At 51.2% G+C, this 19,074-nt stretch carries 20 protein-coding genes; 6 read left to right on the top strand and 14 right to left on the bottom strand.

Going from position 1 to position 19,074, the window contains the following annotated elements; genetic code table 11:
• Nucleotides 1-53 precede the first annotated feature (53 nt).
• Together N24_RS01355 and N24_RS01345 are read right to left on the bottom strand one after the other, a co-directional pair.
• Complete coding sequence (locus N24_RS01355; protein WP_096453655.1) at nt 54-677, bottom strand: CG0192 family protein; 624 nt, start codon at nt 675-677, stop codon at nt 54-56.
• 652 nt (nt 678-1,329) lie between these two features.
• Entirely contained in the window at nt 1,330-1,752 is a 423-nt protein-coding gene (locus N24_RS01345; RefSeq protein WP_231910801.1) for a RidA family protein, read from the bottom strand.
• A gap of 175 nt (nt 1,753-1,927) precedes the next feature.
• Here N24_RS01345 and N24_RS01340 point away from each other — a divergent pair, with 175 nt between their 5' ends.
• Entirely contained in the window at nt 1,928-2,836 is a 909-nt protein-coding gene (locus tag N24_RS01340; RefSeq protein ID WP_096453651.1) for an alpha/beta hydrolase, read from the top strand.
• Here the strand turns inward: N24_RS01340 and N24_RS01335 are convergent.
• From N24_RS01335 to N24_RS01305, 7 genes are all read right to left on the bottom strand, one after another.
• The gene (locus N24_RS01335; RefSeq protein WP_096453649.1) at nt 2,833-3,726 is read right to left on the bottom strand and encodes a hypothetical protein; all 894 of its coding nucleotides are present in this window, start codon (nt 3,724-3,726) and stop codon (nt 2,833-2,835) included. The genes N24_RS01340 and N24_RS01335 overlap by 4 nt on opposite strands.
• A gap of 90 nt (nt 3,727-3,816) precedes the next feature.
• Nucleotides 3,817-4,167 (bottom strand): MGMT family protein, encoded by a 351-nt coding sequence (locus tag N24_RS01330; RefSeq protein WP_096453647.1) that lies wholly within the window; start codon nt 4,165-4,167, stop codon nt 3,817-3,819.
• 27 nt (nt 4,168-4,194) lie between these two features.
• The gene (locus N24_RS01325; RefSeq protein WP_096453645.1) at nt 4,195-5,049 is read right to left on the bottom strand and encodes a VOC family protein; all 855 of its coding nucleotides are present in this window, start codon (nt 5,047-5,049) and stop codon (nt 4,195-4,197) included.
• Nucleotides 5,049-5,342 (bottom strand): RNA-binding S4 domain-containing protein, encoded by a 294-nt coding sequence (locus N24_RS01320; protein WP_096453643.1) that lies wholly within the window; start codon nt 5,340-5,342, stop codon nt 5,049-5,051. Before N24_RS01320 ends, N24_RS01325 begins: the two co-directional genes overlap by 1 nt.
• Nucleotides 5,343-5,376: 34 nt before the next feature.
• Nucleotides 5,377-6,057, bottom strand: a complete 681-nt coding sequence (locus N24_RS01315; RefSeq protein ID WP_096453641.1) for a LysE family translocator — start codon at nt 6,055-6,057, stop codon at nt 5,377-5,379.
• 11 nt (nt 6,058-6,068) lie between these two features.
• The gene (locus N24_RS01310; protein WP_231910799.1) at nt 6,069-6,596 is read right to left on the bottom strand and encodes a DNA-3-methyladenine glycosylase I; all 528 of its coding nucleotides are present in this window, start codon (nt 6,594-6,596) and stop codon (nt 6,069-6,071) included.
• A gap of 73 nt (nt 6,597-6,669) precedes the next feature.
• On the bottom strand, nt 6,670-7,362 hold the full coding sequence (locus tag N24_RS01305; protein WP_096453637.1) for an alpha-ketoglutarate-dependent dioxygenase AlkB family protein: 693 nt from the start codon (nt 7,360-7,362) through the stop codon (nt 6,670-6,672).
• 26 nt (nt 7,363-7,388) lie between these two features.
• Between N24_RS01305 and N24_RS01300 the strand changes: the two genes are divergently transcribed.
• Nucleotides 7,389-8,027: a sugar O-acetyltransferase gene (locus tag N24_RS01300; RefSeq protein WP_167381984.1), complete on the top strand. Its 639-nt coding sequence runs from the start codon at nt 7,389-7,391 to the stop codon at nt 8,025-8,027.
• 614 nt (nt 8,028-8,641) lie between these two features.
• The gene (hrpB, locus tag N24_RS01290) at nt 8,642-11,032 is read left to right on the top strand and encodes an ATP-dependent helicase HrpB (protein ID WP_096453631.1); all 2,391 of its coding nucleotides are present in this window, start codon (nt 8,642-8,644) and stop codon (nt 11,030-11,032) included.
• A 773-nt stretch (nt 11,033-11,805) separates the two neighbouring features.
• Here hrpB and N24_RS01280 read toward each other — a convergent pair.
• Together N24_RS01280 and N24_RS01275 are read right to left on the bottom strand one after the other, a co-directional pair.
• Nucleotides 11,806-12,183 carry a hypothetical protein gene (locus N24_RS01280; RefSeq protein WP_167381983.1) on the bottom strand — a complete coding sequence of 126 codons (378 nt, stop codon included), beginning with the start codon at nt 12,181-12,183 and terminating at the stop codon, nt 11,806-11,808.
• 67 nt (nt 12,184-12,250) lie between these two features.
• Complete coding sequence (locus N24_RS01275; RefSeq protein ID WP_096453624.1) at nt 12,251-13,033, bottom strand: TSUP family transporter; 783 nt, start codon at nt 13,031-13,033, stop codon at nt 12,251-12,253.
• Between the two features lie 133 nt (nt 13,034-13,166).
• On the opposite strand from N24_RS01275, the gene N24_RS01270 reads away from it, so the two are divergent.
• On the top strand, nt 13,167-13,646 hold the full coding sequence (locus N24_RS01270) for a hypothetical protein (RefSeq protein WP_096453622.1): 480 nt from the start codon (nt 13,167-13,169) through the stop codon (nt 13,644-13,646).
• Nucleotides 13,647-13,681: 35 nt separating this feature from the next.
• Complete coding sequence (locus N24_RS01265; RefSeq protein ID WP_096453620.1) at nt 13,682-14,821, top strand: AbrB family transcriptional regulator; 1,140 nt, start codon at nt 13,682-13,684, stop codon at nt 14,819-14,821.
• 874 nt (nt 14,822-15,695) lie between these two features.
• On the opposite strand, the gene N24_RS01260 is transcribed toward N24_RS01265, so the two are convergent.
• Nucleotides 15,696-17,357, bottom strand: a complete 1,662-nt coding sequence (locus N24_RS01260; RefSeq protein ID WP_096453618.1) for a DUF885 domain-containing protein — start codon at nt 17,355-17,357, stop codon at nt 15,696-15,698.
• 142 nt (nt 17,358-17,499) lie between these two features.
• On the opposite strand from N24_RS01260, the gene panD reads away from it, so the two are divergent.
• On the top strand, nt 17,500-17,910 hold the full coding sequence (gene panD / locus N24_RS01255; RefSeq protein WP_096453616.1) for an aspartate 1-decarboxylase: 411 nt from the start codon (nt 17,500-17,502) through the stop codon (nt 17,908-17,910).
• Here panD and N24_RS01250 read toward each other — a convergent pair.
• Together N24_RS01250 and N24_RS01245 are read right to left on the bottom strand one after the other, a co-directional pair.
• Nucleotides 17,907-18,236, bottom strand: a complete 330-nt coding sequence (locus tag N24_RS01250) for an META domain-containing protein (protein ID WP_096453614.1) — start codon at nt 18,234-18,236, stop codon at nt 17,907-17,909. The genes panD and N24_RS01250 overlap by 4 nt on opposite strands.
• Complete coding sequence (locus tag N24_RS01245) at nt 18,233-18,970, bottom strand: trimeric intracellular cation channel family protein (protein WP_096453612.1); 738 nt, start codon at nt 18,968-18,970, stop codon at nt 18,233-18,235. Before N24_RS01245 ends, N24_RS01250 begins: the two co-directional genes overlap by 4 nt.
• Nucleotides 18,971-19,074 lie beyond the last annotated feature (104 nt).

The raw sequence follows: 19,074 nt of genomic DNA, 5'->3' as shown, positions 1-19,074 counted from the left end.
TAAAAGCCCCTCACATGTGAGGGGCTTTTAATCTTTGCCGAGGATTCTCGTGCTTACTCCATCCAGTTAAACTCTGCGACAAGCAACTCAGAATCCACCTTTTCAGGATGTGCTGCAACCAGGCGCAACTTTGTTGCCGTATGCCCAGCAGCAGTCTTCCTGTAAGTCTTCAACAACTGAGGCAGACGCAACGAAAACTGCTTCCGCTCACCATTGATAGTTACCGAACCAATCGCGCGCTGCCTTGTCACTTCAGTAAGTTTTACATCCTGTAAATCCACCGATTCAGCATCACCAGTTCCCCTAATATCAAGGTAGCCCTCCACCCCATCATCACGAGATGCGCCATCATCGCCCGTTAAAATTGTGCGAATAAACTCCCGCACTGCCACCGGATCACCCAACGCATTAGTAACCCAGCGAGTACCCAACACACCATGCTCTAGAGTGCTAAGTGTTTGCTCAGGGTTGATCTCTGCCGAACGATAACTAAACGGAATCTGGAGCAAACGGCCCTCCCGATCCTTGGAAATCAGCACCTCAACGCCGACTTCCCCATCCACGGTATCTACCAGGCGGTAACTTCCCTGAAGATCAACATCACCAGTCCAGGCCTGCGCGATTTCCTTCTTTGATGGAACAACAGTTGTGTCGTACATGATGGCGGTGCCACTCATAGAAAACCTTCTCCTCAAACGTATTCAGTTGGCCACCAGCGTACGCATCTCTACATTCTTAGGTGTGAGGGCACTGCCCCTGCTTGGGGTTGATTCAAAAAGATAGAAGTTTTTGGTCTTTTGGAAGTTACCCCGATAGGAGTACGTACTAGAGGGGAAGAGTTAAGGAGTTAAACGGAGATACTCCCTAGATTCAGCCCAAATCCTCTACTGATCTTGTCGATTACCCACAATTGTTCTTCGCACTGTCGCTACTACAAAAATGATCGCTGCCCCAATAACAACGTATCTTGAAGAATCAATCTCAGTCGTTGCATTGACTATAAGAGAAACCATGATTACAAACGCAGCGCTGAGAAATACGACGATTCCAGGGCCACCGAAATATCTTTTGACTCGCGAAGATTCTGATTTGCTGTTCTTATTGTTTGCAGATGGCATAAATTCTTCCCTTCCACGACGAAATTATTTTCCGACGGTAGATACTCCACAAAGATTTCATCTCCACAAATGCTTCAATAACAACCCAAGAGTTGAAGAAGCTCTCGTTCTTTCCAAAAATACCCCTTCAAAGGACAGTCCTCTATAAGAAAAGCATGCTGCTTTTTAGCCATACGAACATGACTCATAGCAGCAATCGCTTTAGCTGAAGCTAGCGATCTCCCAGATACGCCACTGCGGAGATCTCTAAAAGAAACTGCGGCCTAGCCAATGCCGCAACCCCAATCACGGTGTGGGTAGGTAGTACGTCTCCCGTGAAGTAACGTGCACGAGCGGCATTAACAACTGGAGCATCTGCAACATCGGCGAGGTAAGTAGTGGTCGAAACAATATCGTTCATTGTTCCTCCTGCTTCTTCAACTACTGCTTGCAAGTTTTTAAATACTTGCTCAGCCTGAGCCTCGATATCACCTTCACCAACGATATTGGCTTCAGAATCAAACGCCACCATGCCTGAAATGTGTAGTTGATCTCCAGCACGCACCCCATAGGAGTACACGGTGCGCTCAGCAGGTCCTGGAGGAAGCTGCGCGGGCATAACTGCTGACACCGAATTCGACCGAGTTTCACTCATGGATTTTCCTTACTCAATAATCAGTTCCTAGCAATTTTTGCTTGGCCCTTTGTGTCTATCATGGTTTGCAATTCCTCGGGCGCGTTTCCGACAAACCCCAAAACAAACCCCAAAACACTGTTGACATTTTCACTTTCAAACCAGCATCGAAGACACACGCACTAAGGTGGTGCCCATGGCTGAAAACAACAACCCGCAAGAAACTGAACAAGAGCAAGAAGCACGCTTCCGTGAGGAATTCGAGGTTGGCGGTAAGGATCGTCAGCTATCTGAAGAGGAGCAGCTGGAGCAGCTCGGGTCGTATTTTGATGCGCATTATCCGGTTCCAGATTTCACCCCTCCGTGGGCGGGTGGCTCAGGTGATCCGGATCCAGCAGATCGCTATATTGCGCACCTTCCTGATCGCACCACGCACACCGCGATGATCATGTTGGGTTCTGGGCTTGATCACTCAATGCCTGGCGTGGCGTTTATTGGTGATGTGCGCGTGGATAATGTGCCAGAGGTTGGCGCCGCAATTTTCCACCCGTCTAAACCGACTGGTCGTTGGGCTGTATCGTTCCACAGCGGTGGCTGGTGGCGCGGTTCCGGCGATGCGTTGGAGTTTCAGTGGCGCCCCGAGGTAGCCGCAGCTGCAGAATTATCTGGCACTACCATCCTTGACCTGGATTATCCGCTCGCACCAGGTCATACGCTGCACGATATGAATGAGGTCGTGGGCAAGGCGGTCGGCTACGCCCGCCACCACAATCCGGTTTCGATCACGGGTTGGGGTTATTCCTCGGGCGCGGCGTTAGCCGCGATTAATGCATCGCTTTTCGACGCCCTGGTCCTCACCTTTCCGGACCTGGGTAGCGTCGAAAAGCTCCCTGCCGAAATTCGTGGGGACGCTGTAGTGCCCGCGGCGGATGCGTGGCCGACGACGTTTGTGCAGATCGCAGCCCAAGACGAGATCGCGGCGCGTCCGGCCGAGCTTGGCGACGCGACCGTGAAGGAATATGTCTCTCGGCACCGAATTTCCACCCCGAAGGTAGCGCGGGAGAAAATCACTGACGTGGCGGAATTCCTCAAAACTGTCGGCTAAGGTGCCAACAGGTTGTACAAAAACGCAGGTATTGGGGCGGTGTTAGGTAGAAAGCTCAGAGCTTTTCCATACGTTGTGCCTTTGAGCTGCTCTTTTAGCTCCGCCCCGGTGTGCATCCCTGCCTGCACGGTGTCTGCGGCGCACTGATAAAACTGCTCCACTTGCTCCTCAATGGTGGCTGTCACCTCTTCTGGGTACAGCGAGGACACGGAATCTTGCACGTCTTCAGTCAGGGTCTCAGCATCGCCATAGGTGTTGGCGGCGATGACAAATCCGGGCCCAAAGCTCACCGATGCGTGCACATCCAAATCATCCGACCAGCCAAATTTCGTGCCGGTGACATCGGATAACGTGTAGGTGCCAAAATTTTGAGCATAGCCATCAGCGGCAAATTCGGCGGTATCTGCCATGGCGTCAAGCAGTGGTTGGGCGATGGGGTCGTCGATAAGCGTGTCCACGAAAGTGGCAATATCAACCACGCTGGTGGTGGCATTACCCCAATAACCAGCCCATTCGGTGTCTTCCAAATCAAAGGCATCAATAACTTCTGGGATAGCCTCAGGGTATTGGCTTTCCAAATAGTCCGCCGTGTAATCATCTGAGTAGCGGATCATATCGGGGACTAATTCAGCATCTTCTTCCGTGCCATTGCCCAATACGTAATAGCCTAAATACAGCTTGGCCAGCGATAACGCTGGGCGCGTTTCTTCAGCATTATCAGATTCTTGCACGCTGCCATCGGGATTAATAATGGCAATTTGGGTGCGATCGGGAACATTGTCGGATAATTCAGCAGCATCAGCGGCGGTCGCTAGAACCACCGTCGGTGCGAGAAGTCCAGTGACAGCCACCATCGCGCTGAGAGTCTTCAGCAGACGGGGAGTTTTCATGTATGTGACGTTACTGCCACACTATTGAAAACTTGCACTCCAAATCAGTGCCGTGGCCATACTGTGCGGAAATCTTTAGCAAACTACCAATTACGGATTGGTGCTAACCTGCCGAAATTCTTGAGCTATTTGTTCCAACTCACGTTCCGTTACACGATGATTTTTCATATCCACTTTTAGCACACTGAGCTTGGAAAACTTAATGTTTTCTTCTTCCCATTTAGCGCGTGCGGTCTGTGCTACTTTCAAGCTGCCATCAGCGCGAACCACCCGCCACCAACATGTGAATTGCCCAGCTTGAGCCATGATCCGACCAACCTGCCGTGGCCCCGTTCCCACAATTTTGGCAATGTCCCCGTAGGTTGCCACTTTTCCAGGCGGGATCAGATCGGTGCAATCCAACACCATGGAAGTCAGCTCATCAAACGCTAATTCCTCCATGGTGTCCTCCGTGGTGTGACAGTCCTCTTACTTACCTTGTTGGTTGCGGAATTGTTCTTCGAAGGCGCTTAAATCAATATCGAAAAGATCATCACCTTCTGCGCCTTCCTCGACGTATTCAGCAACTTCACACACGGTGAGGGTGGCACCAGTGGTATCAGCAATCAACGCCATACGGCCAAACTCTGAATCCCACGGCTCACGAATAACGTCACCACCAAACTCCTTGGCTTTTGCCACAGCTTCATCGGCATTCAACACACCAAGGTAGGACTGCCAGAAGCTTGGCACCTGTGGAGGGAAGTGACCTTTCGCATCAAAAATGCCAGCAAATGCAGCACCATCGACCAATGCGGTGGTGTATCGGAAACTATCGTCTCCTTCACTTGCCATTTCAGAGGTAGTCCACGTGAAAAGCTCACCATAAAACTCGATCGCTTCAGCATATTTAGCCACTGTGGTCAGTTCATGCCACACCGAGGTACCAGGTTCGCCTGCTGCGACGAATGATTCCTCACTGCCAGGCTCAATAACACCAAACAAAGCACCGGCAGTATCCACAGCCAACGCCATACGGCCTAAGTACACGTCAGTTGGCTCTGCCAATACGCGTCCACCCAGTTCGGTGATCTTTTTCGCCGTGGCATCCAGATCATAGGAGAGGAAATAGGTAATCCAGGTATCTGGGATGCTGGATTCACCGCGCTGATCGATCAATCCTGCAACTGGTAGTCCTTGGAGTCGCGCCATGCGGTAGCCATCATTGACTTCTTCGATCTCCCAGCCGAGAACATTTTCGTAGAAGTACGCAGATTTTGCGATGTCCGAGGTGGACAAGTCGATCCAGTACGGCATTCCTGGCATGGCCTCAAAGGCTGGCATTACATGTTCCTCCACTTTTCGGGGTCGAAGTCATCGTTTGCGGTGGCTTCGTCAAAATAATCATCATCGGCGTCATCACCAGTTAACACCTGCGCACATGCGTCGCCGATACACACCACATCACCATCGCGAAGTGTTTTACCCCTGCGGGTATCCACTTCACCATTGACGGTGACATCGCCATTAGCGATGGCATCTTTGGCCGCCCCTCCCGATTCGACAAGGTTGGCCAATTTGATGAACTGACCCAGCTTGATGGTCTCATCCTTGATGTGCACTTCTTCAGGTTGCATGGTGCCTAAGTCTAGTGACGTCCGGGAAGCAGGGCTAACCCACTACCCGGCCACCGATTCCTACAACCCCCTCGAAGATCATGAACATTCCCAAACTGATAAAGATCACCCCCGTTATGAGATCAATGATGGCCCCGTTGCGAGTGATACTGGCTGCCAGCTTGCGCACCAACACGGCGAATCCAATAAACCACAGCAGGCCAGTGACAATAAGCAGTGCACCGATAAACGCACTCCACCCAACACCCATATCGGGTCTGATGAATTGCGCGAAAACTGAACCGAAAAACAGCACAGCTTTAGGGTTAGACAGGTTGGTGGCAATACCTGATCTGATCGCTGGCCACACCCCCACTGACGGGTTGCTAGGGGCTTCTAGTGCGCTTTCCACAGCAGTGGAATCCGCCACCGATTGCTGCGTTGAGCGTTGCTTCCACCACGACCGCACCGCCCCAATACCCATCCAGGTGAGATAGCCGCCACCAACGATTTGCAAAACGTTCAAAATTGCTGGATAGGTGGATATCAATGCTGAAAGCCCAAGCAAACTCGCAATGATCCATATCGAGTTTCCCACCATGATGCCCACGGCAGTTAAGATGCCGTCCCGGCGGTTCTTGGCCCCCAACCTGATGATCTGAAAAAGATCGGGCCCTGGAGATGCAATGGCTGCTATCCACACCAAGAAAAGCGCTAAAAATTGTGCTGTCGTCATCGGCTCATATCTTAGGCTGCTTTAAGATCACCAACCCCAATTGCCTGCCGGAGAATGCTCAGCGACGTGGGCCCAATGTGGGTGAAACCTAACTGCTTTAACTCTTTAACAATGTCACCGGGATCCCTAACACTATCAGCGATGATTGTGTCCAAACTGCCCTTAGTTTCCGTGAGGGCTAAAAATGCCTTGGCATTGGTTATCGCAGCGGTTATCTTCCGTCTGTTTCTAAAAATGCGTGGATCTTCAAGCAGGCGTTCAATATCTCGTTCATCAAATGCCGCGACGGTTGCAACATCAAAATCTGCGAATGCTGCTTTGAGGCCTTCGCGTTTTACAAGGACTGCATGCCAGGTGACACCGACTTGGAAAACAACCAATATTAGGATCTCTAAAAGTGCATTGAGATCTGTTGGTGGTCTTCCCCATTCATGATCAAAATACTGCCAACACAAGTTGCTTCTTGATGCCCATCTAGGCCTTAACTTCTTGTCCGCACATACAACTAATTCGTTTGGGTTTGCTCTATTTGTAGTCATGCTCAGCACCATAAAACGACCATGGGACATTGCGGGGCTATTTTACCCCCGCAATAGCTTTTGACCTGCCTGTTTAAAGGTTTACTTGCCGGATGGTGATGTTGATTCGCCCCTCTGTTAATCCACATCCGACAGGAGCTGTATTAGCTTCGATTGCTGGCACACCGTGGAAAGCTCGCCTGTGAGCTCCGCCGAAAACGATGAGATCACCGCTTAAAAGCGGGATATCCACCCAGGGTTTATTCCGGTTTTCGGTGCCGCCGAGTCTGAAGATTCCGGTGTCACCGATCGATAAGGAAATCACGGGGGCTTCTGATTCTTCATTGGCATCTTGATGCATACCCATTGAGGAATCGGGAGCATAGTAATTCACCAATGCTGCCTCTGCTCGATAAGCCGGTACCCAAGCTCGAAGTGAATTACTCAAAGCCCCTGCAGCCTCTAGCGCTTTGCCTGCTAATTCCACAAAAGAACTTGGTAACGGTGGCACCGAAACGCCACCAACTGAATCAACATAGCGATAAGGATTAGACGCCCAATGCTTGCCCAAACTCAAAATATGCACGCTCATCTGGCCACTTTTTAGCGTGGGTCGAACCATCGCCAAAGGTGTTCTGGCAACTGAACGGGCAATCTCTCTAGCTTGGGAAACAAGTTCTTTTTGCTCGGCTATGCCGAGGAAATTAGGTAGGTGCACCACGCCGCTGGCCACCCGGCGCGGTGGTCTGGGAAGTTGGTGGAGGGGGTCGTCGAAAAGCGTAGGCACGTAAATTCTCCTGCACAATGGTGACTATGGATAAAGACTTTGAATCTATCGAAACAATGACGAGCGGGAAATGGTACGTGGCAACCGGTAAAGAACGCGAAGAAGCGGCACAGAAAACAGCTCTGCTTTTCCATGAATACAACCAGATCGGCCCCACTGATCCTGCTCGCACTGCCGAAATCCTTAACACTGTACTCAACCCTGCCAGTGGAGCTTGCACAATCAAAGCTCCGGCAATTATCGAATACGGATTCAACACAACCATCGGCGAACATGCATTTATCAATTTCGGAGTAACTATTTTAGATATTGCTCCAGTCAGCATTGGGGCGCGCAGCATGTTGGGGCCTAATTGCCAATTATTTACTGCAGGTCACCCCGTGGATGATTGGCAGATGCGATCCGGAGGCTGGGAAAATGGATCACCCATTTCGATTGGTGAAGACACCTGGCTGGGTGGAAATGTCACGGTTGTTGGTGGGGTCAGCATTGGTGATCGGTGCGTTATTGGAGCCGGTGCAGTGGTAACTAAAGATATTCCTGATGATTCTATTGCAGTGGGAAATCCGGCGAGAGTCGTGAGAAAACGCGATGATTCCCGTTTGGAACGACATGAGCTTCCAGAAGGTGTTCCGCTAGATGCACTCGGAATTCTGCCTGAGTAGCTGCTGGTTTGTCTTCTGAGTTGCTAAGGCAAGTCACCAAATACTGCCGGAAATAATCAAATAGGTGGGAACGAGAAAAAATCCAAAACCAAGGTTCAAACCGGTAAGTAGGGGGTTTCTAGCAGAAATTCCTGCCACCGCACCGATCAACCCTAGCCCAAGTGGGATTATTAACTTGCCGATAAAACCTGCTTGGGTGTCGTTGCCAAAAAGCAGCAACAGGACGAGTGCCGCAACAATGCAGATACAAGAAATCAACGAAGAATTCCCCCACCGTTGTCTCCGTTTTAGCTTCTGCTTAAAGAAACTAACTTTCTCGACTACCTTCACGAAAACTTCCTTACTTTCGCACCCATGGTGACATGTCACCTATCTGCGCCTACGACTACCAACGCACACCAGAACCTGTTCCCTCTCGGGGGAAGTACACTCAGTTAAAAAATGACCCGAGGGTTCCATTTTGTAAATAGAGCCCTTAAATATTCACCAAGGTCTATTGATGAATAACTTAGGAAAAACACCGTACTCCGCATTAACATGCCCTCATTCACCCAGCTCATAGAGTTTGAAGAACAAGTGATAAGTTCAGCAGATTCTTAATCTACAGGTTTTCAATGACTTCACGCATCAGTAATTTTCTTATAGATAACATTTCTCCGAATCTACCCGTAGAAATTCTTACACCTGACCTGCGAAAAATGCTTTCTGCGGGTCCTACGAACCTCGTAATTCAAGCTCCGCCCGGGACTGGAAAAACAACACTTTTACCCCCATTAGTGGCTAATGTGCTAAATGGTCAACGCCTCGAAAGTGGTTCTCCCACCAAGGTTCTAGTCACCGCTCCCCGCCGAGTAGCCGTCCGAGCCGCAGCACGTCGCCTCGCTTTTTTAGATAACAGCACCCTGGGTGACAAAGTTGGTTTTAGTGTGCGTGGCGAACATATTCCAGGATCCCTCGTGCAATTTATGACGCCGGGTGTGTTGATTCGGCAGCTACTCAACAACCCAGACCTTCCCGGAGTTGGCGCAGTAATTATCGATGAAGTCCACGAACGCCAACTCGATTCTGACCTTCTGATTGGAATGCTCACCGAACTAAGCCAACTACGCGATGACTTCTCACTCATCGCAATGTCAGCAACCTTAGATTCAGAAAAATTCGCAGAACTTTTAGATGCCCAGGTACTAAGCGCCGAAGCACCCATCCATCCCTTGGATATTACTTATGCCCCTTCGCGCAACCCACGTGTAGGCTCGCGCGGAGTGGACTGGGACTTCCTCGACCACATGGCACAGAAAACCCATGAAGCAGTACTACGTTCCCCGCATTCTGCACTGGTTTTTGTTCCTGGCGTGGCAGAAATCGATCGGGTCATAAACAAACTTGAAGCACTGGGACACAGCAATGTTTTCCCACTACACGGGCAACTTCATCCACAAGAACAAGACCGAGCCCTGACACGTTCTTCTACCCAACGCATCATTGTCTCAACTCCCGTTGCTGAAAGCTCTCTTACAGTGCCAGGCGTTCGAATCGTGGTGGACTCTGGTCTGTCACGCATGCCTAAAAGAGATAGTGCTCGCGGCATGACAGGGCTGGTCACCAGCAGCTGTGCACAATCTTCCGCAAATCAGCGCGCAGGTCGAGCTGGACGTGAAGGGCCAGGCGAGGTAATCAGATGCTACTCACAAGAAGACTTCTCCCACTTTCCACAATTTGTGGCACCCGAAATCAACTCCGCCGACCTCACCCAAGCTGCACTGTGGCTTTCCTCATGGGGCACACAACCTGAAGATTTGCCACTACTTGATCAACCTCCACACTCCACTTGGGCAGCCGCTAGGCAAACCTTGCACCACATCGGCGCACTTGAAAAGGAAACAATCACGGATCTGGGTCATCGTTTATCCACACTTCCGCTATCCCCACCTCTGGGAGCATCACTACTTCGCTTCGGAGAACAAGCCGCGAAAATCTTAGCGGTGGTGGCGGAGAACCCGCAGGGGGACGTCGAAAAGCAACAACCTAACAAGCGCGAAGTTGAACGCCTACGCCGATTGGCACCTGCCTCTTCTGAAAAAGCGAGCGCGGGTGAAATCGTGGGAGCGGCGTTTCCGCAGCTTATCGCACATAAAATCGACCACGGCGAATACCTACTAGCCAGCGGCACCCGAGCCCGCCTTTTAGATGACGACCTCAAAGATGCCCACTGGCTCGCCATTGCCGCAATCAACCGCTCGAACAATACCGCCATCATTCGGGCTGCTGCGCGCATTTCAGAAGCGGATGCGCTGGAGCTCATCGGCGTAACACAAGAAACCCGCGCGCACTTTGTGGACGGAAAAGTACAAGCCAGAAAAGTTAAAGCTGCTGGTGCAATCGAACTCAGCTCCACACCCACAAAACCCACCCCGGAAGAAGCCTTCGACGCGATCGCCACCGCTTTATCCGATGGAGGTGTGAAACTTTTCCACTTCTCCGACAAAACCTCCTCACTGCGAGACCGGTTGAAATTCATCCACGCCCATCGCGGTGCACCATGGCCAGACATTGAATCCACCGACCCTCACCTCTGGTTATCTGCAGAAATTAAAGCACTTAGCCACGGCACACCACTACACAAAATTGATATATACCCCGCACTACAACGTCTACTTCCCTGGCCTGAGGCAAACAACCTTAATGAATACGCACCCTCGCACCTAGAAGTTCCCAGTGGAAATCGGCACCGACTGGACTATTCTTCCGGCAGACCAATTGTGAAAGTAAAACTCCAAGAATGTTTCGGGCTGGCGCAATCCCCGACATTTTGTGGGATTCCAGTCCAGTTCCACCTACTATCTCCCGCAGGTAGGCCGCTGGCTGTTACTGATGATCTACAAAGTTTTTGGTCCGGCGCCTACAGCCAGGTTCGTGCAGAAATGCGAGGACGTTATCCTAAACACCCCTGGCCAGAAGATCCCTGGAGTGCCCCTGCAACGGCGCGGACGAAAAACCGAATGTAGTGGTGCTAAAAAGCGTGATCTGGGTGTTGTAAGTGGTTCTAAGTTAGGACACTCTTCAAGCATTTCCCAGTACCTGCATATTCGACCAAATCCATAAGACTCCCAAAAATCCTTGGTCGCTAGGTCAAATTTGTAGGCCCCGATAACGTCTTATTTAACCAAGGACTCCTTTTCCACGGGCAGTCTTGGTCGCCAGGTGTAGTGAGTTGAAGTGGGGTGTGGGATTTAAGAAAAGGGCCAGAAAAAATAACCGCAATAGAATCGCCTCTGAGACGCTTTTAGCGCGAAATTGATATAACCACTCATTCTCAAAACTCAGTCGCTTAAACAGCCTGTATCAGGCGAAAGGCTAAAAAACCGAGTTGACTCTCGGTGAAAGGTAGAAAGTTTTTGAAAATCTAGCGTAACAAACGCTAGAAGACCATATGCCTAAAAGGAAGCTTGTGCCAATTCACCATTTTTGAGCGATGGGTGCCGAAAAGTGGTGAATTGGCACGTTTTTTAGAGCTAGAAACGTTAGGATTCACCATTTTTCCGTGGCCAGTTCAAAAAATGGTGAATCCTAACATGGGGCAAGATCCTCACACCCGGGGACCACAAAGCGGAAAGCTCTATGCGCCGATTTAAAAGCCAGGTAACTCAATTGATACCCAGCACCAGATGCCCCGATTCTAAACCATTAGTCCAACCCTTAGCCCAACCGTTAGTCCAAATCAACAAAGCAAATCCCACCACAAATAGCTAATTCATGGTGGGTCAAAGGCCTAAAGCCCTTACGCGGACTTCAGTTTTGTTCCTAATTGTGCAACAGATTCAGCCGTTAAGTAGGTGTCATCGTCTGGGTGGAGATGAGTGCAGGTTTCGGCTTCGCAGAATTGGAACTTCTCTGGCAGGAGGTGCGCAATGTCAGCGGCGGCTACTGCAAGGGAAGGGAGGTGGACTGCGGGAGCAATGATGTGGAGCTCATCCAGTCCTAGGAGACGGGTGGATTCCGCTGCGCCGATAAGGAGTTCAGAGAAGTTATCGGCGGAGAAATCTTCGGCGACCACAACGGTGACTGTTGTGGATGCTGGTACAAGATTCAGTTCGGGGTAACTAAGCGGATCATCCGAGGTGCGCTCGGAGATGCTTTCTAGTTTTGTCTTCGTCATGGCTTCCATCCTAGGAATGTTTACTGGCACAAACCAGGATGATTTCTTAAAGTTTGCCTTTACTTATTTACATTCCTTGGAGCTGTTGCCAGGTGAGGTAGATGCTCATTACGACGACCAAGGTCAGTAGTGCGTATCTAATTAGCCTGGTACCGCCACCAAGTACCGTTCGGGCACCGAGTTGCGCTCCTGCGACATTGGCCACGGCGAGCACTAGCCCTAGAGTCCACCACATGTGTCCGCCGATGATGAATACAATTAGTGCACCCAGGTTCGTTGCGGTGTTTACTACCTTCGCCATGGCGGCCGATGAGAGGAAGTTTTGGGACAGCAATGCGGTGAATGCCATGATGAGGAACATTCCGGTGCCGGGGCCGAAGATGCCGTCATAGGCTGCGATTAATCCCACTGCAACAATAGCTGCCCAGCGCCGCCATCCGGTGGGTAGTGTTTTGCTTTCGCCGGTGCCAAAGTTGGGTTTGAACACCACGATGAGGCCCACGACCAGCATTAACACAATAATCATTGGGCGCATTACTTGTTTGTCTATCAAGCTGGCTGCCAAGGCGCCTGCGCCTGAGCATATTGCTGCGATGGGCACGTAGTAGAAAAACAGTTTTTTATCGGGTTTTACTCGTCGTACCAGAGTAAATGCTGCCGATGCTGTGCCTGTGACAGCTGCCAATTTATTGGAGGCCAGTGCTGTTACGGGTGCTAGTTGGGGCATGACCGCGAGGATGAGTGGAATCAGCACTAGTCCTCCCCCGCCGATCACGGCGTCGATCCATCCGGCTACTGCTGCGCCTGTAATAAGGATTGCCCACCCACTAGCTGCTAATTCCAACCCCATGTGGCGCGCTCCTATCACGTTCTGGCATCAGTCCAACATCGTTTTGATCATTGAAAGTATAAGCCTGTTGGTGGCCGTTTTTGCGGATTAGCATAGGAAATACCAGTTTTCTGGACGGTTAAGGATGATTCATATGCGTAATCACATTCTCGCTGCTCTTTCAGCGTTGGTCCTGCTCACCACGTGTACGCCCGCAGCAGCTTCTCCTGCAGAGCCAGGCCTTTATTCGATTGATTTAGGCGAGCAGCAAAAACTTACCTGCATGCTTTTCGACGAACCCTCCACCGAAGCACTCATCGTCGCCAGCTGCGCTGCGGGTTTCCCGGTGACCTGGAAGCTTCTCGACGGCGCTCACGAGCAAGCCGCCAAATTGGACATTTCCCGAACAGAAACTGGTGAGTTGAGTGTTGATGCAAGCAAGGAACCTCTGATAACCACGATGGTTGTTCCCACTGAGATCACCGAACCTACCGTGATTAACGGGCTTTATGTCGTACCTGGTGACAATGAGGTTCGCTTTTTTGCTACCGATCCTAAGGTTAATCCAGTGCTGATCACGCCTGACTCTTATGAAGTTGTCGAGGATTCTGCTGCTAAAGTGGGAGCGACATAAGTTATAAGATGTAGACCAAGGAGTCCGGTACCCAATTGAGTGATAAAGAACCTGATTCCCACGAAGAAGAACCACAGAAGCCATCCCGCAAGGTTATTGCTTTACGTTGGTGCATCGTAGCGCCTCTATCGCTAGCCGTGGGGTGGCTTTTTACCATGTGGGGTGTACCCGCTGCCTGGATTCTCGGGGCGATTCTTGTGGCTGGCATTTGTGCATTAACTACGGGAAATGATCTTCCACTAGCTAAAGGTGTGCACGTTTTCGGCCGGTCCATCGTGGCGATGTTAGCCGCAATGCCCCTCATTAGTTCCTCCGGGTCGGAACTCTTACGGTTCCTCATCCCAGGTCTTGTGATTTCTTTTTTCACCATCGCGGTGGGAATCGTCGGTGGATTGTTGTTAGCTAGGTCCAGACCAGAAATTCTGCCAGAAACAGGTGTGCTGTCCATGCTTGCGGGTGGTGCTTCGGTGATGCCCATTTTGGCTCGTGAGTTAGGGGCAGATTTCCGCTATGTCGCGTTAACCCAATACCTCAGGCTGTTGGTTGTTTCCATGACATTACCGCTGGTGACGCACTTTTTCGTCCCAGGTGGTGCAGATCTGGGATCGCCACCGGAGAGATGGTTGGACGTGTTGGGATTGGAAGAGTTCGGGGCGTCGATAAGCGTTTTATCTCTCGTGGTGCTCTTCGGCATTGTGCTGGCCGGTGAACCTTTAGGCCGGTTGCTGCGCTTGCCGGCGCCTGCGGTGATGGGTCCGCTGATTCTGACAGTGCTGGTTAGTTTTGTTTTGCCCGATGATCTCACCGTGCAGCCGCCGACCGTATTCAAGATTATTGCATTCATGGCGATCGGCTGGATGTGTGGTGGTGCTTTGAATATGACGGCACTGAAGCTTTTTTCCAAGCAGCTTCCAGCAACGTTCCTGTTCATTTTCGCACTGCTTGCCGTGTGTGCGGGTGCGGCGGGGCTGCTGACCTGGTGGCTTGATATCAGCTTCTTCGAGGCCTACCTGGCAACCAGTCCGGGTGCGCTGGAAACTGTTCTCGCGTTATCTTCGGAAGGTGCCGCAGGTCCCGTGGTGGTGACGATCCAGATCATTCGCCTCCTTGCGATCTTGACCATTGCCAGCTCAATCCCCGCGCTGCTGCGTTTTATTTTGCGCAGGGACCGCTAGCTTTGCCCAGTTTTAGCTACCGCCTTTTACAGCCCATTTAAGGGGTCAAAATTTTCAAATGAGCATTTGTATCGACCGGGGTCTGTGAGAGCTTTACACGCGAATCTGTGAGGTCACTTTTTCTGGCCTCTTGTGCCGGTTTTGCACAGGTTTTGCACCTCACTTCACCTGGCGACCAAAGAAGCTTACGAAGCCCAAGACTTTGGTCGGATATGGCGTTAACCCGGCCTGCAAATTTGATCTAGCGACCAAGAACCCCTGGAATGGTGATGGATTTGGTCGTATTTGCTGGTCTATAGGCGCTGCCCCGACTGACAACCGCGATTAGACCTCCGAAACCCACAGACAAAGGTGGCTCTGCGGTTATGAAACAAACTATGAAACCCGACTTGGGCCAAATTGCTGCCGAAATAACTGTTTGCCCCGTGCGGATCTAGGCGTTCGTGCACAAGACCGGCATAAGACCAAACACAGAGACCCAGAAATCACGTTTTCGACGTTTGTGGGTCTCCTGGTTTGGCGTATCGCGCTAGGTACCAAACACAGAGACCCAACATTTAAATTTTTGAAGATTCTGGGTCTCCTGGTTTGGCCGCCCTCAAATTTAAGCCTCTAACCCGAAAGATCACACCTCCCCAGCAGCGCTTCTCACGGGTTTTCAAGGTCAAGCGCATACATAAGCTCATCTAAGAAAACTCGAGGCATTAAACAAGCGATAAACGCCTTTCGCTCTTTTTATGCCATCAGTTTTCGGGCTTCCTGCTGCGAAACAAACTGTGAAACAAACAGGCGTGGCAAGATTCTCGGTTTTTGAGACTTCTTGTCACACCTGTCTAATTTGCTGCGAGATCTGCATTCACCTGACCTGGGGCTTTTAGTTCAGCACCTGGTCACGCAGAATGCCCATCGGAATGCTGCCGTAAGACAAAGCCTTGCTGTGGAATTCAGCCAATGTTTGTCCCTGGCCGATGGCTTCATCGCGCAAGTTCTTCCACAGGCGCTGACCAATGGCATAAGACGCTGCTTGTCCAGGCCAACCAAGGTATCGGTTGAGTTCGAAAGACAAAGCGGCTTCTGTCATAGAGGTGTTCTCACGGAGGAAGCTGCGGGCATAGGATGCATCCCATAGGCCGGTGCCTTCTGGGTTCTTCTTATTCAGGTGAATTCCGATATCGATTGCTACGCGCGCTGCACGGAGTCGCTGAGCGTCCAGGTATCCCATGAGGTTGCCTGGATCTTCGTGGTAGCCAAGCTCCTTCATCAAGGATTCTGCGTACAAGGCCCAGCCTTCACCGTGGCCGGAGTTCCAGCAGGCAACACGACGCCACAGGTTCAGATCATTTTCCACCAAGGTTTGGGAGATCTGCAGGTGGTGTCCTGGTACTCCTTCGTGGAAAACGGTGGTGAGTTCTTGCCAGGTGTGGAACACTTCCTGTTTTTTCGGTACAGACCACCACATGCGTCCTGGCCTGGAGAAGTCATCGCTTGGTGGGGTGTAGAAAATTCCACCGGTACCGGCTGGGTCGATCAGGCATTCAATTTCGCGGGCTGGCTCTGGAATGTTGAAGGAGATGCCATTGAGATCAGAGATTGCCTGGTCGGCGATTTTTTGCATCCACTCTTGTAAAGCATCGGTGCCTGTGATCAGGTAGCGCTCATCAGCGTTGAGCTTTTTCATCGCTTCACGGATGGTTGTGCCTGCGCCGTAAAGTTGTTGGGCTACCTGTAGCTGCTGTGCGTCGATGTCGCGTAGCTGCTCGAGTGACCATTTGTAGGCTTCATCAAGGTCCACAAATTCACCAACGTGGAGGTGGGAGAACATTTCGTAGCGGTCTCGACCCACGGCATCTTCATGTGGAGCATGTGGGGCTAGTTGTTCTGAGAGCCATCCTGCAACACGGGCGAAGGCTTCTTGGGCTTCTAGGACAGCTGGATCATCTTCATCAAGGCCCAGGTGTTGTAAGACAGAGTCTTCATCAGCGAGGTCTTCGCATTGCGAGGCTACTTCTTCAACCTGTCGGATGGCTGCCACATGGCCTTGGCTGGCGGCTTCGGCGAGTGATTCGCAGTAGCCGTGGAGGGCATCTGGGACACGGGAGAGGCGTTCGCGGAGGTTTTCCACATCATCGTCGGTGTCACGCGGCATGATGAGGAAGGTATCGCGGATGGTTTGAACTGGGGAATCAATATTGTTGAGATTCGCCAAAGTCTCGCCCTGGTGGTGGAGGGCTAGGTCAAGGCATACGCGGTCACGGAGTACGTCTGCGGTGACGCGGTCGACGTCGTCGAAGTCTTCTTCGTCGTCGTTGTCATCAGTGCCGTCGTCAAAAGCATCGACATCGGCAACCATATCGCGGTTGCGTTCGGCGATGGCATTCCAATAGTCAGGTGAAAAATCCTGAAGCTCACCTTCGAAGCCAGTAATGCCCCAAGCGGTTGCATCAGTAGGCGACAAAGCTGCCAAATCGTGGACAAAGACCTCGGAGGAGGCGTCTAATAGTGAAGGAGAACGTTTATCAGAACTCTGAAGAGTCATAAGTGGCTATCGTAGCGATTTATCCCGCATAATCCCACCTGGACCGGGGGTTGTTGCAGGATCGAAATATTCCTTTCCTTGTCGTCTCACGCTATGATTTTTTAAAACTTGCAGGATAACCCCCAATAAGGACACCATTTACATGCTGCGCACCATCCTCGGAAGCAAAATCCACCGAGCTACTGTCACCCAAGCTGATTTAGATTATGTGGGCTCTGTAACCATTGATGCAGATTTGGTTCATGCCGCTGGTTTAATTGAAGGCGAAAAGGTAGCCATCGTGGATATCACCAACGGCGCTCGCTTAGAAACCTATGTCATTGTCGGTGATGCGGGAACAGGCAATATTTGTATCAACGGTGCTGCTGCACACCTTATTAATCCTGGTGATCTTGTGATTATCATGAGTTACCTTCAAGCCACTGATGCTGAAGCCAAGGCGTATGAGCCAAAGATTGTGCACGTGGACGCTGATAACCGCATTGTTGCGCTCGGCAACGATCTTGCGGAGGCAATCCCAGGATCCGGGCTTTTGACGTCGAGAAGCATTTAGCGTTTTAGCTCGCCGATGTTCTCACCGGCCTCGTTGAATACGGTCATCGTGGAATCGGTCACGGTGGCGGCGTGGAGTTGAGTGAGCCAATCGTTGACGCCGTCACAGTACATTTCGGTCTGCACGATGCTGGAAAACGTAATGGTAGAGCCATCTTTATGCCAGCTGCCGGAGAACTGATTGCAGCCATCGGAGCCTGCCACCGAGCCATCATTGGAAAGCTCAATGTGGGCTCCGGCGGGCTCAGCAGCATTCCAGCTGCCTGCCACCGACGTGCTGCACGCCGCTAAAAACATGCCGGAAATCGCGAGAAGCACAATTCTCATGAAAGATCCTCTTTTCCCCGCTCTTTCCAGCCCTTCTTTTCGGCCTTGGACAACATCGAGCGCAATTGGCTGACCGTGAGATTAACCGGCGCGAAATCGGTATTGACTGGAATAACCCAACCGCACCAATACGCTAAAACAGCCAACGCAATGCCCAGCAGGGGTGAAATAATCATCCCTAAGATCACCTGATCAAAGCTGTGAAAAACAACCATTGAGGTGGCAGAAAGAGTCGCAGGCACGGCATACAAAGTTCCTCCGCCGAAAATCGATGGAGTTTGCCCGGTGACCACATCGCGCACCATGCCACCACCCACTGCGGTTAACACGCCCATAAAAATGCTAGGCAGCGGTGCTACGCCGAAATTCATCGCTTTCACTGATCCGGTGACAGCCCACACTCCCAGCACAATCGCGTCGCCGTGAACTTTAAACAGCTCCCACAGATGACCTTTAAAGTTCACCGCCACGGCAATTAACGCACCGGTAAAAGCAAGGGCGAGGTAAATCTGATTATCGATCGCCGCGACAGTCCCCCGCTGAATCAGCATGTCGCGGATCATTCCGCCACCCAGCGCAGAAAACAACGCCAGGAACAAAAAGCCAATGATGTCATAGCCTCGTTGCCTGGCGATAGTTCCTCCGATTATTCCGTTGAGCAGCACGCCAATGAGATCTAAGGAGTCATAGAGCCCGGAAACGGTGGAATCAACGTGAGCGAGTGCAAGATCCATGCCTTAAACATAATCCTGTTGCACTGGCCAGGTTCGGTTAGTGCGCGATCTCCCTGATCTCTGACTCATACATCCAATAAGATCCAGACATATGCGAAGCTAAT

It is taken from the genome of Corynebacterium suranareeae, assembly GCF_002355155.1.
Lineage (GTDB): Bacteria > Actinomycetota > Actinomycetes > Mycobacteriales > Mycobacteriaceae > Corynebacterium > Corynebacterium suranareeae.
This window is presented reverse-complemented; position numbering and strand designations above follow the sequence as displayed.

Bases quoted from the DNA above. Each gene is read 5' to 3' on its own strand.
- N24_RS01355 (WP_096453655.1), bottom strand. From the start codon at position 677: ATGAGTGGCACCGCCATCATGTACGACACAACTGTTGTTCCATCAAAG.
- N24_RS01275 (WP_096453624.1), bottom strand. From the start codon at position 13,033: ATGGGGTTGGAATTAGCAGCTAGTGGGTGGGCAATCCTTATTACAGGC.
- N24_RS01335 (WP_096453649.1), bottom strand. From the start codon at position 3,726: ATGAAAACTCCCCGTCTGCTGAAGACTCTCAGCGCGATGGTGGCTGTC.
- N24_RS01250 (WP_096453614.1), bottom strand. From the start codon at position 18,236: ATGAGAATTGTGCTTCTCGCGATTTCCGGCATGTTTTTAGCGGCGTGC.
- N24_RS01315 (WP_096453641.1), bottom strand. From the start codon at position 6,057: ATGACGACAGCACAATTTTTAGCGCTTTTCTTGGTGTGGATAGCAGCC.
- hrpB (WP_096453631.1), top strand. From the start codon at position 8,642: ATGACTTCACGCATCAGTAATTTTCTTATAGATAACATTTCTCCGAAT.
- N24_RS01270 (WP_096453622.1), top strand. From the start codon at position 13,167: ATGCGTAATCACATTCTCGCTGCTCTTTCAGCGTTGGTCCTGCTCACC.
- N24_RS01325 (WP_096453645.1), bottom strand. From the start codon at position 5,049: ATGCCAGCCTTTGAGGCCATGCCAGGAATGCCGTACTGGATCGACTTG.
- N24_RS01280 (WP_167381983.1), bottom strand. From the start codon at position 12,183: ATGACGAAGACAAAACTAGAAAGCATCTCCGAGCGCACCTCGGATGAT.
- N24_RS01245 (WP_096453612.1), bottom strand. From the start codon at position 18,970: ATGGATCTTGCACTCGCTCACGTTGATTCCACCGTTTCCGGGCTCTAT.
- N24_RS01345 (WP_231910801.1), bottom strand. From the start codon at position 1,752: ATGAGTGAAACTCGGTCGAATTCGGTGTCAGCAGTTATGCCCGCGCAG.
- N24_RS01320 (WP_096453643.1), bottom strand. From the start codon at position 5,342: ATGCAACCTGAAGAAGTGCACATCAAGGATGAGACCATCAAGCTGGGT.
- N24_RS01300 (WP_167381984.1), top strand. From the start codon at position 7,389: ATGGATAAAGACTTTGAATCTATCGAAACAATGACGAGCGGGAAATGG.
- N24_RS01330 (WP_096453647.1), bottom strand. From the start codon at position 4,167: ATGGAGGAATTAGCGTTTGATGAGCTGACTTCCATGGTGTTGGATTGC.
- panD (WP_096453616.1), top strand. From the start codon at position 17,500: ATGCTGCGCACCATCCTCGGAAGCAAAATCCACCGAGCTACTGTCACC.
- N24_RS01310 (WP_231910799.1), bottom strand. From the start codon at position 6,596: ATGACTACAAATAGAGCAAACCCAAACGAATTAGTTGTATGTGCGGAC.
- N24_RS01340 (WP_096453651.1), top strand. From the start codon at position 1,928: ATGGCTGAAAACAACAACCCGCAAGAAACTGAACAAGAGCAAGAAGCA.
- N24_RS01260 (WP_096453618.1), bottom strand. From the start codon at position 17,357: ATGACTCTTCAGAGTTCTGATAAACGTTCTCCTTCACTATTAGACGCC.